The 17,381-nt window shown below is 38.6% G+C and carries 20 protein-coding genes; 12 read left to right on the top strand and 8 right to left on the bottom strand.

What is annotated here, in order from left to right; genetic code table 11:
• Positions 1-197: 197 nt before the first annotated feature.
• Positions 198-488: a YggT family protein gene (locus N6A79_RS12670; RefSeq protein ID WP_182417980.1), complete on the top strand. Its 291-nt coding sequence runs from the start codon at positions 198-200 to the stop codon at positions 486-488.
• 143 nt (positions 489-631) lie between these two features.
• Here the strand turns inward: N6A79_RS12670 and N6A79_RS12665 are convergent, their stop codons facing one another.
• Complete coding sequence (locus N6A79_RS12665) at positions 632-1,456, bottom strand: inositol monophosphatase family protein (RefSeq protein ID WP_268546221.1); 825 nt, start codon at positions 1,454-1,456, stop codon at positions 632-634.
• Positions 1,457-1,630: 174 nt separating this feature from the next.
• The gene (locus tag N6A79_RS12660) at positions 1,631-2,251 is read right to left on the bottom strand and encodes a J domain-containing protein (RefSeq protein WP_182417978.1); all 621 of its coding nucleotides are present in this window, start codon (positions 2,249-2,251) and stop codon (positions 1,631-1,633) included.
• Between the two features lie 281 nt (positions 2,252-2,532).
• Between N6A79_RS12660 and N6A79_RS12655 the strand changes: the two genes are divergently transcribed.
• From N6A79_RS12655 to N6A79_RS12620, 8 genes are all read left to right on the top strand, one after another.
• Complete coding sequence (locus N6A79_RS12655) at positions 2,533-2,817, top strand: BolA family protein (protein WP_262078936.1); 285 nt, start codon at positions 2,533-2,535, stop codon at positions 2,815-2,817.
• Between the two features lie 305 nt (positions 2,818-3,122).
• Complete coding sequence (locus N6A79_RS12650) at positions 3,123-4,493, top strand: sensor histidine kinase (RefSeq protein ID WP_268546219.1); 1,371 nt, start codon at positions 3,123-3,125, stop codon at positions 4,491-4,493.
• 401 nt (positions 4,494-4,894) lie between these two features.
• Complete coding sequence (metK, locus tag N6A79_RS12645; protein ID WP_268546217.1) at positions 4,895-6,157, top strand: methionine adenosyltransferase; 1,263 nt, start codon at positions 4,895-4,897, stop codon at positions 6,155-6,157.
• A complete protein-coding gene (gene trmB, locus N6A79_RS12640) occupies positions 6,157-6,870 on the top strand; it encodes a tRNA (guanine(46)-N(7))-methyltransferase TrmB (RefSeq protein WP_262078933.1) in 714 nt (237 codons plus the stop codon). The genes metK and trmB overlap by 1 nt, the downstream gene beginning before the upstream one ends.
• Before the next feature lie 134 nt (positions 6,871-7,004).
• The gene (locus tag N6A79_RS12635) at positions 7,005-7,802 is read left to right on the top strand and encodes a pyrroline-5-carboxylate reductase (RefSeq protein ID WP_268546216.1); all 798 of its coding nucleotides are present in this window, start codon (positions 7,005-7,007) and stop codon (positions 7,800-7,802) included.
• 46 nt (positions 7,803-7,848) lie between these two features.
• The gene (locus N6A79_RS12630) at positions 7,849-8,439 is read left to right on the top strand and encodes a cysteine hydrolase family protein (protein ID WP_268546215.1); all 591 of its coding nucleotides are present in this window, start codon (positions 7,849-7,851) and stop codon (positions 8,437-8,439) included.
• A gap of 65 nt (positions 8,440-8,504) precedes the next feature.
• On the top strand, positions 8,505-9,548 hold the full coding sequence (locus N6A79_RS12625) for a hypothetical protein (protein WP_182417972.1): 1,044 nt from the start codon (positions 8,505-8,507) through the stop codon (positions 9,546-9,548).
• Positions 9,549-9,715: 167 nt separating this feature from the next.
• Entirely contained in the window at positions 9,716-10,744 is a 1,029-nt protein-coding gene (locus tag N6A79_RS12620; protein ID WP_268546214.1) for an LLM class flavin-dependent oxidoreductase, read from the top strand.
• 96 nt (positions 10,745-10,840) lie between these two features.
• Here N6A79_RS12620 and N6A79_RS12615 read toward each other — a convergent pair whose 3' ends face one another.
• Entirely contained in the window at positions 10,841-11,266 is a 426-nt protein-coding gene (locus tag N6A79_RS12615) for a hypothetical protein (protein ID WP_268546213.1), read from the bottom strand.
• A gap of 232 nt (positions 11,267-11,498) precedes the next feature.
• Here N6A79_RS12615 and N6A79_RS12610 point away from each other — a divergent pair, with 232 nt between their 5' ends.
• From N6A79_RS12610 to N6A79_RS12600, 3 genes are all read left to right on the top strand, one after another.
• The gene (locus N6A79_RS12610; RefSeq protein WP_268546212.1) at positions 11,499-11,906 is read left to right on the top strand and encodes a hypothetical protein; all 408 of its coding nucleotides are present in this window, start codon (positions 11,499-11,501) and stop codon (positions 11,904-11,906) included.
• 13 nt (positions 11,907-11,919) lie between these two features.
• Positions 11,920-12,381, top strand: a complete 462-nt coding sequence (locus N6A79_RS12605; protein ID WP_268546211.1) for a hypothetical protein — start codon at positions 11,920-11,922, stop codon at positions 12,379-12,381.
• A gap of 389 nt (positions 12,382-12,770) precedes the next feature.
• Positions 12,771-13,076: a hypothetical protein gene (locus N6A79_RS12600; RefSeq protein ID WP_182417967.1), complete on the top strand. Its 306-nt coding sequence runs from the start codon at positions 12,771-12,773 to the stop codon at positions 13,074-13,076.
• Between the two features lie 90 nt (positions 13,077-13,166).
• Here N6A79_RS12600 and N6A79_RS12595 read toward each other — a convergent pair whose 3' ends face one another.
• The 5 genes from N6A79_RS12595 to N6A79_RS12575 form a co-directional block, all read right to left on the bottom strand.
• Positions 13,167-13,904 carry a hypothetical protein gene (locus tag N6A79_RS12595; RefSeq protein ID WP_268546210.1) on the bottom strand — a complete coding sequence of 246 codons (738 nt, stop codon included), beginning with the start codon at positions 13,902-13,904 and terminating at the stop codon, positions 13,167-13,169.
• 27 nt (positions 13,905-13,931) lie between these two features.
• A complete protein-coding gene (locus N6A79_RS12590; protein ID WP_268546209.1) occupies positions 13,932-14,312 on the bottom strand; it encodes a hypothetical protein in 381 nt (126 codons plus the stop codon).
• A gap of 213 nt (positions 14,313-14,525) precedes the next feature.
• Positions 14,526-15,314, bottom strand: coding sequence for an ABC transporter ATP-binding protein (locus tag N6A79_RS12585; protein WP_268546208.1), 789 nt, complete (start codon positions 15,312-15,314; stop codon positions 14,526-14,528).
• Positions 15,315-16,310 carry a FecCD family ABC transporter permease gene (locus N6A79_RS12580; protein WP_268546207.1) on the bottom strand — a complete coding sequence of 332 codons (996 nt, stop codon included), beginning with the start codon at positions 16,308-16,310 and terminating at the stop codon, positions 15,315-15,317. It abuts the gene before it with no gap.
• Positions 16,307-17,374: an ABC transporter substrate-binding protein gene (locus tag N6A79_RS12575; protein WP_268546206.1), complete on the bottom strand. Its 1,068-nt coding sequence runs from the start codon at positions 17,372-17,374 to the stop codon at positions 16,307-16,309. Before N6A79_RS12575 ends, N6A79_RS12580 begins: the two co-directional genes overlap by 4 nt.
• Between the last annotated feature and the right edge of the window lie 7 nt (positions 17,375-17,381).

Here is a 17,381-nt window from a genome sequence, read left to right as displayed (position 1 = left end):
TTCAAAATGAAACGGATTTGCTTTTAGATTTGAGCAAGCTTTATTTTAAGGTCTTGCCGAAATTGGATTTAGCCACTAAATCTAGCGATCAGAATATTTTCGCAAAAATATGAGGCGTTGTCGCCAAAATACGTAAAAGCAAAAAACTAGAGCATTTTAGTGACTTTAATTAAAGTGCTTTAGCCCAGGAGAGATAGATGTATGCTTTTTTTTCGACTATAAGTCTTATATTAGACTTTATTAGGATACTTATTGTAGGCAGAATAATTATTTCTTGGCTTTATGCGATGAATATTGTTAATCCGCGCAGTCAGCTCTTCGGTATGATTGGTAATTTCCTTTATACAGCAACTGAACCTATGCTAGCACCAATAAGGCGTATATTGCCAGATCTTGGCCCGATCGATATTTCGCCTATTATTATCTTTTTTGGGATTTATTTTTTGCAAATGTTGATTGCAACATCGCTCATGCCTGCATTTGTGTAAGTAAAGTAAACTGCGCCAAAGGATGGAATAAGATTTAAAAATAATGAGCCGTTTTAGTTTTGAAAACTAAAACGGCTTTTTTATTTACATTGAATATTTAACAAATTGGATATTTAACAAAGCGGCGCTTTGTGACCATGCTTTTAAAAATTGGCAATTTTTTTCAATTGTTCATAATTATGGGGCGTAGCAGCAAGAACAGGATGCCCTTTTTTAAGATTTTCACGATCGGTGGGGAATGGCATAATTTTGCCGCCTGCTTCCTGCACAAGGCAAAAACCAGCTGCACAATCCCATAAATGCATATAGGGTTCAACATAGCCGACGAGGCGACCTGCCGCGACATAAGCAATCATCAATGCGCCTGACGCATTACGATAAAAATTGCTGCCCGCAGCCAAAAGATTTTGTAAAACATCAATTTTGCGCTCTGTTGAAATATGATGATTGCAGCCAAAGCCAGTAAGTCCATTGGCAATGGTATTTTTCTTCGTTACTTCAATTGGCTTATCATTTAAAAATGCACCATCATTAGTCATGGCGCGATAAAACTCGTTATTATATGGTGCATAGATCACGCCAATTGCAGGTTTGCCCTGATATAAAACGGCGATCGAAACACACCAATCACCAATTCCTGCTAAAAAAGGCGCCGTGCCGTCAATAGGGTCGATTACCCATAGGAAATCTGATTGATGGTTGCTAATACCACTTTCTTCGCCTAAAAATGCATCATCAGGAAAATGGCGATAAATTGCTTCTTGAATGTGCTTTTCAACATTGCGATCAGCCATTGAAACCAAATCTTGCGGATCTTGTTTGGTTTCAATAATTAATTTATCGCGGTTATTAAAATAGTCTAAGGCAAGGTTGCCCGCACTTTTTGCCAATTGCTGCGCAAGAGCATAGCGTGTTTGTAACAATTTTTCGATATTTTGAAGTTCATTTTCGATATTTAGCGAGGTCATGACAGTTCCGTTTTAAAGTGAATAGCAACGCTTTATGTAATTTACTATTATAACACATCCGTGTCGCTTAATCATGAGGGCGTGCGGTATATGCATAAAAAATCAAGCCTATGTTTTAAGTATAGCCTTGATTGTAAATTTTTATGATTTTTTACCCAAAACGGTTTGCAAAACTTAGCAAAATCCCGCTTGTTTAAGTTGGTTATAAGCTTGCAAAACTGCGCGAAAACGCTCCTCAGAACTGCGATCGCCGCCATTTGCATCAGGATGGTGCCGTTTGATTAAAATCTTATATTGCGATTTGATTTCTTCGCTGCTTGCCATCTCTTTTAGTTCTAAAGTAGCAAAAGCTCTTGCTTCCAGCACTTTCAATTTACGTTTAGGTGCAGCTTCAACGCGCTTTTCATTAATCAGCCCATAAGGGTTGCGTAAGCGCTTTTGCGAAACGGCAGAACCAGAGCGAATGCTGGAAAATTCCTGCGAGGTTTTGGTGGCTGTGGTGCGGTTAGAGCCTATTTTCCTTGTTGGGCGGTGGCCGGTTGCAGCATCCTTTTGGAACTTAGCAATTTCCGCATCGCTAAGGTCGGAAAAATAATTAAAATTTTTATTATATTCACGCACATGGTCAATACAAAAATGTAAAAATTGCCCTTCTCGGCCACGACCAGCAGGTGCACGATGGGGACCAGGCTTTTCACAGCCCTCCCATTGGCATTTCATTGTTTCAGGTTCGGCCTTCGCCTTTTTGCCTGAACTAATGCGTATAGAGTCAAAGAATTTTGAATTAATTGCCATGATATTTAGGTCATTCCGAATGGATTATAGTGTAATAATGTTTGACAATTGAATGAAATCGCACCAAACTTTATACAAGGCAAACTAATGCCCTTTCAAGAAAACACGATCAAACAATGATTTTGTCCTTTTTAATAAAAGATACTACGCTATATATGGGGTTTAAATTAAACTTTTAAACTTAATTAAACTGAAAGCGTTGCAGTTTCATATTTGGATTGGCGATTTTAACCAATTATAAAAAAACTGCAAGAGCTACGATATGGTTTGGGAAAATAATTATGTCCAGCACGATTAAAGAAATAATGGAAAAAAAATTGCGCGCTGCTTTTTCGCCCCTACATTTAGAAGTTATCAATGAAAGTGCATTACATGCCGGTCATAGTCATGACGACGGTAGCTCTTTTGATGGTGAAGGTGAAACACATTTTAGAATAAAAATTACTTCAAATGAATTTATCGGCATGAAACGGGTAGAGCAGCATCGTGCCATTAACGATGTATTAAAAGACGAGCTTGCTGATAAGGTTCATGCTCTTGCAATTGAGGCGCAGGCAACACCATAAATGGTACTCAACAGTGAAATTTTTACGCACTTTACATCACAACTGTTTTGTTCCTTAGCGAAATATGCAAAACTTCATTTTAAATAATGAGTTTTGTCCCTAAGCTATGGAACTTCGATGCATATTCATGCGTTATCATCGCTTAAGTGAATGCGAAATTAATATCTAATATCAAAGTGGTTAGTAATAAAGCTTTCTTTGTAATTCTTTAATTTGAATTGTTGTAATTTTTGCTATAAATGAATTATATTTGATCGCAATTGCTTAAATGAGATAGTTATTCATTAATATGTTGGAATATATATATGGAACGCGCAGCTAGAACCCAATGGCGTGATAGGCTTATTCTTGAAAATGCTTTAGATTATGCCATATTAACCACTGATATGAATGGAGTTATTGATAGTTGGAGCGCGGGCGCGCATAATTTATTTGGTTGGCGCGAAGAAGAAATTATAGGAAAATCATTAGACACGCTTTTCACATATGAAGATCAAGCGGATGGATTGCCAGCAAAGCGACGCGAAATGGCCCGTCAACACCGGTTGGATCCGGTTGAGCGCTGGCATTTACGCAAAGATGGCAGTAAGTTTTGGGCATCGGGTGATTTGCAATTATTTCAAGATGAAAATGGCGCACCTTGGGGTTTTTTGAAGATTGTCCGGGATAGGACCAGCGAGCGACAACATCAAGAGGCACTCCGATTAAGTGAGGAACGCGCCCATCTCGCGCAAGAGGCCGGTGGCATTGGGTCTTTTTCCATTGATGTGGATCGAGGTATTATTCTTGCTACACCCAAATTTATGGAACTATTAGGACTTGAAATTAAGCCAGAACTTGCAATTGAAGAATTTTTAGATGTAATCGTTACCAATGTGTCTTATATTGCCAGTCAGATGCTTAATCCACCAGATGATAAATTAGTATCGCTAGAAATTCAAATTCAACGCAGTGACAATAATGAAAGACGTTGGATTGCTTTTCGCGCAGAAAAAGCACCAATTGATATTGGTGAAATGCAAGGGCATCGCCCGATTCTTGGAGTTATTCAAGATGTAACTGCAAGGCGGCTTGCTCAAGATAAAAGAGAAATGTTAGCGCAAGAATTAGCCCATCGGGTTAAAAATACCTTAGCTATGGTGCAAAGTATTTGCAATCAAAGCTTAAATAATGCCGCGAACATTGAAGAAGCGCGCCGCATTTTAACCGCACGCATAAAAGCCCTTGCTGATGCACAAGATATATTAACGCACGGAGCCTCCTCCAGTATTAATTTGCATGAGATCATCGTCAATTGCCTTGAGGGCAATATTGGCCTAACCAATCGCTTTACCTGTAATGGCCCAAAAGCTGCGCTTGATAGTGAGGCGGCGCTTTCCATGTCTCTGGCATTGCATGAATTTGCAACCAATGCAGTAAAATATGGCGCTTTATCGAATGAACAAGGGCGGGTGGACATTACATGGGATTTTGATGATGGAAAATTCCATTTTGCATGGCATGAAATTGGTGGGCCTGAAATTACTAAACAACCAACCCGCAAGGGTTTTGGGGCAAAATTGGTGGAACGCTTATTGCCTGCAAGCTTGAACGGTGAAGCAAAACTTGATTATGCACCAAATGGTTTTAGCTATCACCTAACTGCACCAATTAGTGATTTGATTAAACCACATTAAGTCAATCCATGCGTTATTTGAAGATTGTATCATTTTGACTATTATTTTAGATTTTATCTTAACAAAAGATGCTATGTCTTGTTATAATTTATAGTGATTTATAGATTCCATTTGAACATATTGCATCTTATCCTTTTGCAGTTTCCTGATTGTAATAGGTTTAAAATCACATAGAATTTGTTGGGATATTGGAAAACAACATTGACGACACTAAATATTGTTGGCACAAACAGCAAATAGCAAAAATATGTGGCAAAAAATGCGGCATATGCTATTAAATGTTTAAGTTTTTACTAAACTATCCATTGTCACTAGCACTAGTCACCATTAAGTGTCACCACCAGTGTCATTGCAAAGTTTAGGATTGAATTGCAAATATTATCTTTCTAGAGGGGTTTCCCGTGCACCGTCATTCTTATCTTTTTACTAGTGAATCCGTTTCAGAAGGTCATCCCGATAAGGTTTGTGACCGTATTTCTGATGAAATTGTTGACATGATTTATAAGGAAGCGCGAAAAACCAGTACTGATCCATGGAGTGTGCGTATTGCATGTGAAACAATGGCAACCACAAATCGTGTTATCATTGCTGGGGAAGTTCGTGTACCTGATACATTCTTGAAAAAAGATAAGCAGGGCAATTTGGTTGTTGACGAGCAGGGCAATCCGCAAATTAATCCATCGCGTTTTCGTGCGGCAGCCCGTCGTGCCATTAAAGAAATTGGCTATGAACAAGAGGGTTTCCATTGGAAAACCTGCCGTATTGATGTGCTGCTTCATTCACAATCAGCCGATATTGCCCAAGGTGTTGACAATGCTGCTGACCGCCAAGGCGAAGAAGGTGCTGGCGATCAAGGTATTATGTTTGGTTATGCTTGCCGTGAAACTGAAGATTTAATGCCAGCGCCCATTTATTATGCCCATAAAATTTTGGAAGAAATTGCTGTCGCTCGTCATAAAGGTGATGGCGAAGCTCGTTTATTGGGACCAGATGCTAAAAGTCAGGTGACTGTGCGCTATGCTGACGGTAAGCCATCAGAGGTCGTGTCAATCGTTTTATCAACCCAGCATCTTGATGCCAATTGGGATTCGAAAAAAGTGCGCGAAGTGGTTGAACCCTATATTCGCAATGCTTTACATGACATTGAAATCTCAGAAAATTGCAATTGGTATATTAACCCAACTGGAAAATTTGTTATTGGTGGGCCTGATGGTGATGCGGGGCTTACCGGTCGTAAGATTATTGTTGATACTTATGGTGGGGCTGCGCCGCATGGTGGCGGTGCTTTTTCTGGTAAGGATACCACTAAAGTTGACCGTTCCGCTGCCTATGCCGCACGCTATCTAGCTAAAAATGTTGTTGCTGCTGGCCTATCTGAGCGTTGCACCATCCAGATTTCCTATGCGATTGGCGTTGCCCAACCGCTTTCAATTTATGTTGACCTTCATGAAACGGGCAAGGTTTCAGAGGCGCAGGTTGAAGCAGCAATTCGCGCAGTAATGGATCTTAGCCCAACCGGTATTCGTAAACATCTTGATCTTAATCGACCCATTTATGCCAAAACGTCAGCCTATGGACATTTTGGTCGTAAACCTGGCCGCGATGGTTCATTTTCTTGGGAAAAAACCGACCTTGGCAGTGCGTTAAAGGCAGCAATTCAGTAATGCAATCGGATAAAACACCACATAGAACCCGTATGAGCGAGGCTTTTTATGGCCGACGTCAAGGCAAGCCCTTACGGGATAACCAAATTAAACGGCAAACAGATCTTTTGCCGCAGGTGTTGGTTGACCTCAAACAACCAGCGCCGCAATCGCTAAAAGAATTATTTGCAAAGCCCGTTGAAGCTGTACGCCTTGAAATTGGTTTTGGCGGCGGTGAGCATTTATTGCATGAGGCTGGTCGTTTCCCCAATACCGGTTTTATTGGGGTTGAGCCTTTTGTTAACGGCATGGCAAAGCTATTAGCTGGTCTTGATGAATTGCCTGATTTGCAATCCTCATTGCGTCTTTATAATGATGATGCAACTGCACTGCTTGATTGGCTGCCTGATCAATCGCTTGATGGTATTGATCTATTCTATCCAGATCCATGGCCCAAGAAAAAACATTGGAAGCGGCGTTTTGTGAATGAGAAAAATTTGCAGCGGTTCGCCCGTGTTTTAAAAAAGGGGGCATTGTTTCGTTTTGCTAGTGATATTGATACCTATATTAACTGGACATTATTGCATTGCCGTGAGCATGGTGGTTTTGAATGGGTAGCGGATAATGCCAGTGATTGGCACACGCCCTATGAAGCATGGCCGGGCACGCGCTATGAAGCAAAGGCGATACGCGAAAATCGCACGCCAGCTTATTTGACATTTAAACATATTTAAAAAAGGGGCAATTTTGCCCCTTTTGTTTTTGATGTTAAAAATACATTATTGGGCAGTTTTGCCAGTCCATGGATATAAGCTTATATTCATAATATTGGCTTAATCATATTGAGTTTTTAAGGTGGAAGCGACAGATGAATATTGGTTTTTTAGGCACTGGCACAATTTCTGATGCTATTATTCGTGGTCTTGCTAAATCGGATATTACCAAATCAAGCCTTGATAAATCAAAAGGGGCGGTTAAATCAATCATTGTGTCACCGCGCTCACAATCTATTTCAGCTAGGCTTGCCACAGATTTTCCAAACCTTGTGCATGTGGCATGTGATAATCAAGCGGTGGTCGACCAATCGGATATTGTCTTTATCGCTTTGCGAGTACAAGACGCGCAAGACTTGCTTAAACAATTAGCATTTAAGCCGCAGCAAAAACTGGTTAGTTTTATTGCAACCGCCTCAATTGATGATCTTGCCGCTTGGAGTGGGCACAAGGGGGACATTCTTCGCGCGGTGCCGTTACCATTCGTGATGGATCATCAAAGCGCCACGCCGGTTTTTCCAAAAGATGAGGACGTTGAAGGAATTTTTGCCAAGATTGGCGGCGCACTTAGTCTTGCCAATGAAGAAGAATTGAAAATTTTCATGATTGCAGGCTCACTTATGGGCAGCTATTATCGTTTTGCAGGCAGTGCCAATCAATGGTTGATTGACCATGGCATTGATGAAAATACTTCAACCAAATTTATCAGCAAATTATTTGCAAGCCTTGCCCATGAAGCGCAATCGCGACCAAAAATTGACTATAAACAACTAGAAATTGACCATTCTACCAAGGGCGGCACCAATGAGTTGGTGACGAAAGTCTTTACCGATAATGGTGGCATTGATGCGCTTATTAAAGGGCTTGATAGCGCGCTTAAAAAAATGCAGTAACTTAAAATTCTATATTATTTTTATATAGAAGATAAAGAAGGCAGCTATGGAAAACAAAGTTATTGATCCTAAAAAGACCGCTTTAATCTTGATGGATTTTCAAAAATTTATTTTGGAGAATTTTATTTCACTAGAGCAAGCGACACATGTGACGCAAAATGCTGCAAAGCTACTTCAATGGGCGCGCCAAGCAGGTGTTTTGGTTATCCATGTGAATGTTAGTTTTCGCCAAGGCTATCCTGAAATTAATTCACGCAATGTCATGTTTGGTGATATTAAGGCCAATAAGCGGGTTATTCCCGGCGGTGACGAGATGAAAATTTATGCGCCACTTGCGCCGCAAAGTGATGAGCCAATTGTTGGCAAACATCGCATTAGTGCATTTTCAGGCAGTGATTTTGATATGATTTTGCGCGCTAATAATATTGAAGAATTGGTGCTTGCTGGGGTTGCAACCTCGCATGTTGTTTTATCGACCTTCAACCAAGCATTTGATCTTGATTATGGTTTAACGGTCATTGAAGATGCTTGTACCGATGGTGATCTTGAAATGCATGATATTTTAATCAAAAAGCATTTTCCAAGACATGCAATGGTCATGTCTGCACAAGAATTTATTGAAAAAAATATTAGCTAATCTTTGATTTTTTAGGTAAATATCGCAGTTTAAAACGTGGATTATAGCATAAGCCGGGGAACAATATGTTACAAAATTTATTTTTAAAAATCTACATGCCTATTTTTAGGTTTAAAAATAGACGTTATTTAAAAAAGCGAAATTTTAACTACATTATTGATCGTTTTGAAGAATATGGCGCTGCTGGGCTTGAAGTTAAAAAAGTCACAGACCATTTTTTACAAAATCATTTTGACGCATTTCGGCAAGGGTTCGAGCAATTGCGCCGCAATGATGAGCTTCTTGCCAATGGCTTTTTGAAAAGCGGCCTTGTCTTTGATGGGCTTGAAAATATATTTAAAGACTGTAGCTTTGATGAAGCATTGAAGAAAATTTCACATTTGGAAAATTGGTGGGAAAAAGATAAAAGCTCATTTGCTGGTGGGCTTTATGCATTATGTCTTTATCACACCGGTTGGATTGCGCGCGGCGGCGGATATATCCAAGATGTCGGTAAGACTGGTTTAAATAGCTATCAAGGTTGTTTGAGCAAAATGTGGGATGTCCTCAAAGACAGCGTTGCAGGGTCTGACAACTGCCTTTTATGGAACTTAGCACATTATAAATTATATAGCGATGGTGGTGCTGGAATTGAATATCTTAATGAGTTGTTTTGTACACTTCTTGCTTTAGATCCTGATAATCTTACCCATTATATTGATCATGGTTTTCGGCTATTGCCGCGTTGGTTCGGTTCATCTATGCAAGATGTTGACGATTTTGCTCGCAAAGCCATTGAAGTTACCAAAGAAAAATTCGGTTGTGGTGTTTATGCGATGATTTATTCATTCCATTTTCGACTTGGAGATAATCCCGTGGAAGAGACCTGCTGTGATTTTGATTTGTTAAATCAAGCCTTTGACGATTTATATCAGCGTTTTGGTGGGCAGGCTATGGTTAATTATAATATTGCCCTACTTGATTGGGCGGAAAAATATGACAAGGCCTATCCGTTGGTTAATTCTCGACTAACCGCAATTGTGCCTGCTGTTTGGAATCCTTATGATGTTGTCAACGGATTATTAATCGCTGATCTTAAAATTTGTCATATAGGGCTACATTATTCTTAAGCTACATAAAGGCGCTTATCGCTAATTTAAACTGTTCATCTAACCGTAGTATTTTGTTTTGCAAAATTCTTGCATTAATTTATATATCGTTATATAGATTTTATACATAACGGGTGTAAAATTGTTGTGAAAGCTATTATAAAATTGATAGCGCATTAAAGGAAAAGATGATGAAAAAGATTGCCTTTCTTTCTTTTGGACGTTGGAAACAACATGAACTTTCCAAAACAACGACACCGCAGGCATCCTATAAGCAAGCAATTGAAATGGCAGTTCGAGCGGAGGAAATGGGTGCTGATGGTGCTTATTTTCGTGTTCATCATTTTACCGAACAATTGGGTGCGCCTTATCCTTTGCTCGCAGCTATCGCAATGCAAACCAAACATATTGAAATTGGCACTAGTGTGGTTGATCTTCGTTATGAAAATCCGCTTTCCATGCTCGAAAATATCGCCTCTGCAGATATGATTGCTGACCAAAGAATACAATTTGGTATTGGCCGCGGCGCGCCGTTTGCATCCATTAATGGTAGTGAATTTTTTGCACCAAGCATGAATAAGGAATTGAGCCAAAGAGAACTTGCCCAGCAACGCGCTTTGTTTTTTCTTGACCAATTACGCGGCGAAAAAACATTTGAACTTGAATATAATTTTGCCGACGCTGGTGAAACGCGCCGCATTGCAAGAGTGGAACCCTATAGTGACACGTTACACAAGCGTATTTGGTGGGGATCTGGCACGATGGAATCGGCCATCTGGGCAGCTGAACATGGCATGCATATTCAATGTGCCACCCATCGCAATCCTGATACCGGTCAATTTATGTTTTCAGAGCAAGTCGAGTTTTTAACTGCCCATAAAAAAGCCTGGGATAAAGCTAAGCATAATTATGCACCACGCGCTGCAATTATTCGTGAGATTGTACCGCTTTGTGATGAAAAAGAAGACGCTTGGTTGCAACAAATCAATAATGAATTGGTGGAATTATGGCCCAATAATAAGAAAGCGCGTGATGTTTTTCAAAGCACCTATTGTGGGCGCCCTAAAGATATAATTGCTAAGCTCAAAAATGATGCCGCAATTTCTGAAGCAGATACTATTTTTATTCCGGTTGAAAATAGCATTGGTCTTGAATTTAACCTTAAAATTATTGAAAATATTTTGACAAAAATTGCACCGGAATTGGGGTGGCGCTAACAAAGCGGCCTGATTTAAAACTGATATTTTATAAATATAAAGATGAAATTTTTTTGAGGCGTAACGACAGTTTCGCCTCAAAAATATTGTTTAATATTAGTTATCTGCAAATCTATATCGTAAACTTGATCCCAATCTTAGCTCAAAAATTACATAGGTATATAATTTTCTTAGGCATGAATTGTCTTCTATAGCTCTGTTTGCTCCCTCTATGTAACTAAAATTCAAATCCCGAAAAAAACTTATCTCAGACAAAGTTGAATGTTGTGGATTTTGCGCTGCAGGTGCAAATTTTCTGCTTTCAAAGGCGCATTTTATTTCATTAAACATATTGTTTTGCGGATAAATATCTTTAATTTTTTTAAAATCGGGGCTTTGAGGATAATAGATTAAAGACCAATGTTTAGGATCTTTATGGGTGTGCAGGGTATAATGATCGCCATTATCAACAAAAGCGTAAGAGCCGTCAATCTGCATATTTATAAGGATATTTGGTCCCTTATGAGCGATAAAATCTACCATTGTAATGCCTTAAAACTTCTATTCATTTGTTTTTTGTGAAAAAAATAAAGTAAAATATGCTAAAAATTGATGGCACCAATAAGATTTCAACTAAAAATGCTTTTTTATTACGATGCTCTAAGTTCTGTATTTATTTTAATGAACCATTATTTGTCTTTTTTGATAAAGTATTATCATCATAGTTTGATTTTTTTCATAAACTTCGCTTATATTTGTCTAGGAAAGGTGAGCTATGGAAATTCGCGATTATGAACTTGAGGAAAAATATAAAGTTAAGATTTTTGAAATTATTTCATTAGGATTTCCGCTTTTTTTTGATATTTATGAATATGCTGAAAATAAGCTAATAATCGCCATCAGTAGTGATTTTTGCTATTATCATAATTGCGAATTTATTATGGACGGTGTTGAATTGATTCATTGCGAAGCTATGTGGTCAACGGACTTTAATCTGGATTATTTACGCATCTTCAAATTTCAAAAAAATAAACAGGATTTTATACGTTTAGAAATACTCTCAGATACGGGTATTCTCTTAAGGTTTATTGGGAAAAGTTTAAATTTTAATCCTCATATGGTTTTTTATTATGAACGTGAGAATTTAAAGCCCGGCGAGCGTATAGTTAGTAAATTGTTTTAAGTATCGGAATTTTATGATGGAAATTGATAATCATACAGCGCAAACCATCATGGGCTATTTGCGTGAACGTTGGCCTAATCAGATTTTGCGCATCAAAATATATGAGTGGTGTTCAACTAATCTGCTTTTAGCAATTAGTGATGATTTTCAAAAGCATCATATTTGCGAGTTTTTTTCAAATGATTATTGTTATTCCAATTGTTCGGTCGAGTGGAGTTTCAACACCAATAATGATTTTTTAAAAATTATTCTTCAAAACGAGTTTCGCCCTGTACCCGAGTTTATTTTTACCGCCCTTGATGGCGCTCAACAGCTTATAAGCTGCGATAATTTCTATTTTAATTTTGATGTCGTTGATTATCTGGGCGCTAAAAAGCCGCAAAAATTTGACCGCTTAAATAAAAATTATTTTTCGCATTATGATCCAAAAACGGATCTATTTGATGAAAGAAAGTGGGGACTGCGATTAGATTAGGAAACGAAGAACAAAAACGCGGGCAATGATTATTATCAATATGATATAGCCAACGTTTTTTAAGAATCATAGTTTATCACGATGATATTCTACATTGATGGGCCGTTATTCCAATCATAATTATGATTATTGGCCATGTTGCAAACTTTTTTAAGACTGTAAAAATTAGAATAATATTTCATATAATGGCAATATTGCCCGTCTAAATAATACGCCAAAGCATCAAATTACTCAATTTTAGAGACTGAAACGGGAAATATTAAAAGTTTTACCAGTTATTTGAGAATTAAATTCTAGCGTAAAATATTTGCGACAAGGCCGTTTTTCTTGGTTAGATTTTAATGAATGCATTATGTAGCTACATAATCTCTATTAAGAAAGATAAATATATGTTATCAGATAGACTTTTTCGATTGTGCGTTGAAGCAACTTTTGGTGAAATTTATAACAATATAAGAATAATATCTATCGTATTTTGCCCTAATAAAAGAGAATTAAAATATAATATTTATACAGATAGAATGGTTTCTGATTATGACTTGGATTCCGGAGGCGAAATTTCTTCTTATTTAGCGGATGATATAAGAATAAATGAATATGTTGATAAAATTTCTGAAAATGTAATGTTTGATGATAGAGCATACAAGGATATCCAAATAATTGGAACTATAATATTTAAGAGGAGAGAGTACTAAAATATAGGAACGTTGTTTAACCCATCATCGTAAATGCTTGGTATTTTGGGATAATGGGTTAAAATCGCCTAATATAATCTCATAATAGTTTTATTGTGGCGTAACATCCGGACGATCAAGGCTGATGCGTTGCTCATAAGGTAAGGCAGTAAGGTTTTCAAGAATAGCAAGGCGACCATTTACGCCGTGTTCTTGAATATAGGCCAGTTCCTTAGCGGTAAGCAATGTGATTGCTAACAAGCGAATAGGGCCGCAGGGCATAGCGAGTGTGGTTGTAAAGTCAGGCTGCGGTGCACCGATAAGAATACCAAGATTACCATTATCCAAGACAAAGCGTGATGGTACTTGGTTTGCAACTTCCGCGCTTTGAAAGTCTGGATATTCAATAGAAACCGCACCATATTGCTCAACCATATCAGCAAGGTTTGGATTTTGTGCAGCAACATCGGCGGTGCTGACAACAACACTATAGGCAAAACTATATTGCAAACCATTTTTATTGCCATCATGGCTAAGATATTCAGGGGCGATGGAATTGGTCTCCAAAAACACTTCAAAACCGAAACCGCTCGTTTTCGCCTTACTTGATTGCGGCCATGATAGCCCATTACTGGAAACAATAATGCTGTTGGTGCGGCGCACAAAAGCAAAACTTTGCACAACTGTTGGCCAAGGTTCGCCCTGTACGATTAATGACACAATGCCATCATCCATTTTGCCAATACTATTCCAGTGTTCATGCAAAATAGCGGCTGTCTTATCGACTAATTGAATGTGCTTATCATCCGCCTTTGATCCTTGAAATATATTTTTAATAAAACCAAACATATCTTATCCTATTAGGGGCTTTGTCCTTTAGTAAAGTCCTGGCATTTCATTATTGGGGATTATTTCATAAAGATTACTGTCCAATGGTCCCTCTAACGTTTCTTTATTTAAAAAGCGTTTCAATGATAAAAAACGAAATTGGTAATAATCATTTTGATTTTTGACCCAGAAATTTAAATTTAGTTTAATAAATTTATTAAGTCCATCATGTTTTAAATATAGCTCGTAAAATTTATCATAACATTTATAAACATCAATTTTATTATATATTACAATATTTATAATAACTTGTTGGTAATCCCACCATGGATCTAAATATGATATTTTCCACAATTTTTCATCATGCTGTTTTAATTGATTTTCAAGGGTATCAATTTCTAATTTAAATTCTGGAAATTGAAATTGCATCTTTCTTTTCTCCCCTTTTATTAGTCGTAATACATTATACAAAATTTAAACTAAGTTCGATTTGATTGATGGAAGCGGTGGTATAGCTTATTTATAACGGTAGAATAATTAAAGAGAATTTCAACTTAATTGATGAAGAAGAGCCGCGATTTTTGCGATTTTAAAAAACTTTAAATATAAGCGTTTCGTTTAAGATGAGGTTTCAAGGCTTTATCATTGGTTTATTTCATGGTTATTTTTGATAAAGCTTATTTTTTTACCTTCAACTTCAATAATGCCGATAGGTGCTTTATAAAGATTGGTTAGCATTGTTTCGTTCATGACATCATGGGTTTTACCGCAACACAGCATATTATTATCCTTGATCATTAAAACATCATCGGCAATGTCAAAGGCTTGGTCTGGATGATGCGTTGTAAAAATGATCGTGCGTCCTTGGTGTTTTAACGCGCCAAGTAGCTGGATGACATGGGATTGATTGTAAAAATCAAGACTTGCGGTTGGCTCGTCTAATATGATTGCTTGGGCATTTTGCATTAATGCACGGGCAATCAAAACAAGTTGTCGTTGCCCGCCGCTTAAGCTGGCATAGTCTTGGTTGGCAAGATGCAAGATATTTAATTGATCAAGAATAGTGCGGGCTTGTTGCTCATCCCTCTGGTTGGGGTGAGCAAAAACGCTCATTTGCCCAGCTTTTCCCATTGTTACCATTTGCAATACACTAAAAGCAAAGCCGATTTGCATATTTTGCGGCACATAGGAAAGGACTTTGGCGCGTTCTTGCAAATTTAAGCTGCTAATTGAGCAAGAGTTAAGGAAAATTTTTCCTGATAAGGGAGGCAATAGGCCAAGTAAGGTTTTGAGTAAAGTGCTTTTACCCTCGCCATTAGCACCAAGAATACAAAGGACGCTGCCTTGCTTGATTGAAAAATCAATATTTTGACAGATCATTTTGCGATGATAACCAATAGTAAGGTTTTGAACGCTGATCAAAGTTTGCATTTATTTTCCTTTGATTAACAGCCAAATGAAAATTGGCGCACCAATAATGGCGGTTAAAATGCCAAGCGGAATTTCAGTTGCGGCAAGTGAGCGGGCGCAGCTATCAACAAAGAGTAAAAATATTGCACCAATAATAGCTGATGTTGGACCAACACGCCCAAAACTTGGGCCAACAATCATGCGGCTAATATGGGGAACAACAAGCCCAACCCAGCCAATAATACCAGCAATTGAAACGGCAATTGAGGTGAGGAAAGTGGCGCAAAGAATAGTGGTAAGGCGGATTTGTCCTGTGTTAATGCCGATTGTTTTAGCCTCTTCTTCACCAAGGGTCATGACATCAATGCGAAAACGCATGGCGATTAATATAGTAATACCAATGATAAAAAATGGTGCTAATAGCAAAATATTATCAAGCTCTACCCGGCTCAAACTTCCTAACAACCAAAAGGTGATAATCGGTAGTTTTTCATAAGGGTCACCAATAATTTTTAAAAGCGATACGCCTGCACCAAACAGGCCGCCAACAACAATACCAGCCAAAACAAGCACCAAAGTGACATCGCGCCGTGGTACAAGTCGAGCAATGAGAAGAACGATAGCAACAGCACCAATGCCGCCGAAAAAAGCACCGACCTGAATGGCAAATAGGCTTAACGAGGCAACAATGGCTAAACATGCGCCAAAAGCTGCGCCTGAAGAAACCGCCAATATATCTGGTGAAACAAGGGGATTGCGAAAAATGCTTTGATAGGCAGCGCCGGCACAAGAAAATGCGCCGCCAATCAAAATTGCGGCAAAAATTCGCGGCGCTCTAATATTTTCAATGATACTGATTATCGTATCATTGGGTCGCTCACCGCCAAAAATACGCCATTCTAACCATTGTAAAAATGTTGATGCTGATATTGGATAGGCGCCAATTTTTAAATTGATGAGAATAACAGCAATTAAAAATAGCGGCAGCCCTATCCATTGCAAAAGTTTGATTTTCATTGAGAACCAGTTTTTTGCGGTTGAGTGCTGATCATGAGGTCATCAAATGCCTTATCATCAAGCGTGATATGATAAAATAGGTCATAAAATTCACCAGCGGTGGCTTTGATATCCACATTATAGGTTTCTGGATAAAGAATATGGGTAAGCCAAATGACGCCAATGGCCCGATTGACTGAAGGGGGAACATCAATCCAACTATAAGGCATGGATGGGGCAAGATAAACCTTGTTGTTTTTAACCGCACGCAAGTGCTGCCATAAGGGATCGCTGGCGATGGTTTCCATGAATTTTGGATTTGAAGCAATGATAATATCAGGATCAAGAGCCAAAATGTGATCCATGGATAATTGTAATATGCCTTGGCTACCAACATTAGCATCAACTGCATTGATTGCGCCAGCGCGTTCAATCACTTCTGCATGGATAGAACCGCTGCGCCCCGTTTCTTTACCATCGACACCACGGGCATAATAAATACGCGGACGCTTATCCTGCGGGATCTGATCTATTGCGGTTTTTACCGCTTTCATATGGTTTTCAAGCCACAAAGCGCGTTTTTCACCTTCATCTGGTTTATTGATTGCTTTTCCAATCTCTCGATAGGCTTTAGGGAAATTGTCTAAACTGCCATCAAACAGGATATAGGGAATATTAGTGCGCTTACGCACCATTTGGGCAAGTTCAAGGTCAACCGTGCCCACATTTCCTAAATCAATAATGACATCAGGTTTTGCTAATAAAAAACGCTCAATATTGGCTTCACTGCCAACTCGTCCGCCAAGAGAGCCAATGACCGGCATGTCAACGGCTCGTTGCCCTAAAAATGTGCGGCGCTTTTCACCAATTTCGCTTGGCCAACCCATCATTAAATCTGGTGCAAGCGTATAAAGAAAAACACTGGCTGGCGGCCCTGCGGGGGCGACCTTGGCGATTTGGTCTGGTATTTTTACAACTGTGCCTGTTGCATCAATTATTTCGGCCGCTTTTGCAAAGCTTGGAACCAATATTAAGATTATGAATAAATAACGCAGTAAGACCATTGCACAGACCTCTATTTCCACTATGAGC

The organism is Bartonella sp. HY761 (assembly GCF_026743145.1).
Classification (GTDB): domain Bacteria; phylum Pseudomonadota; class Alphaproteobacteria; order Rhizobiales; family Rhizobiaceae; genus HY038.
Note: the sequence above shows the minus strand (reverse complement) of the source record. Positions and strands in the feature narration are given on the sequence as shown.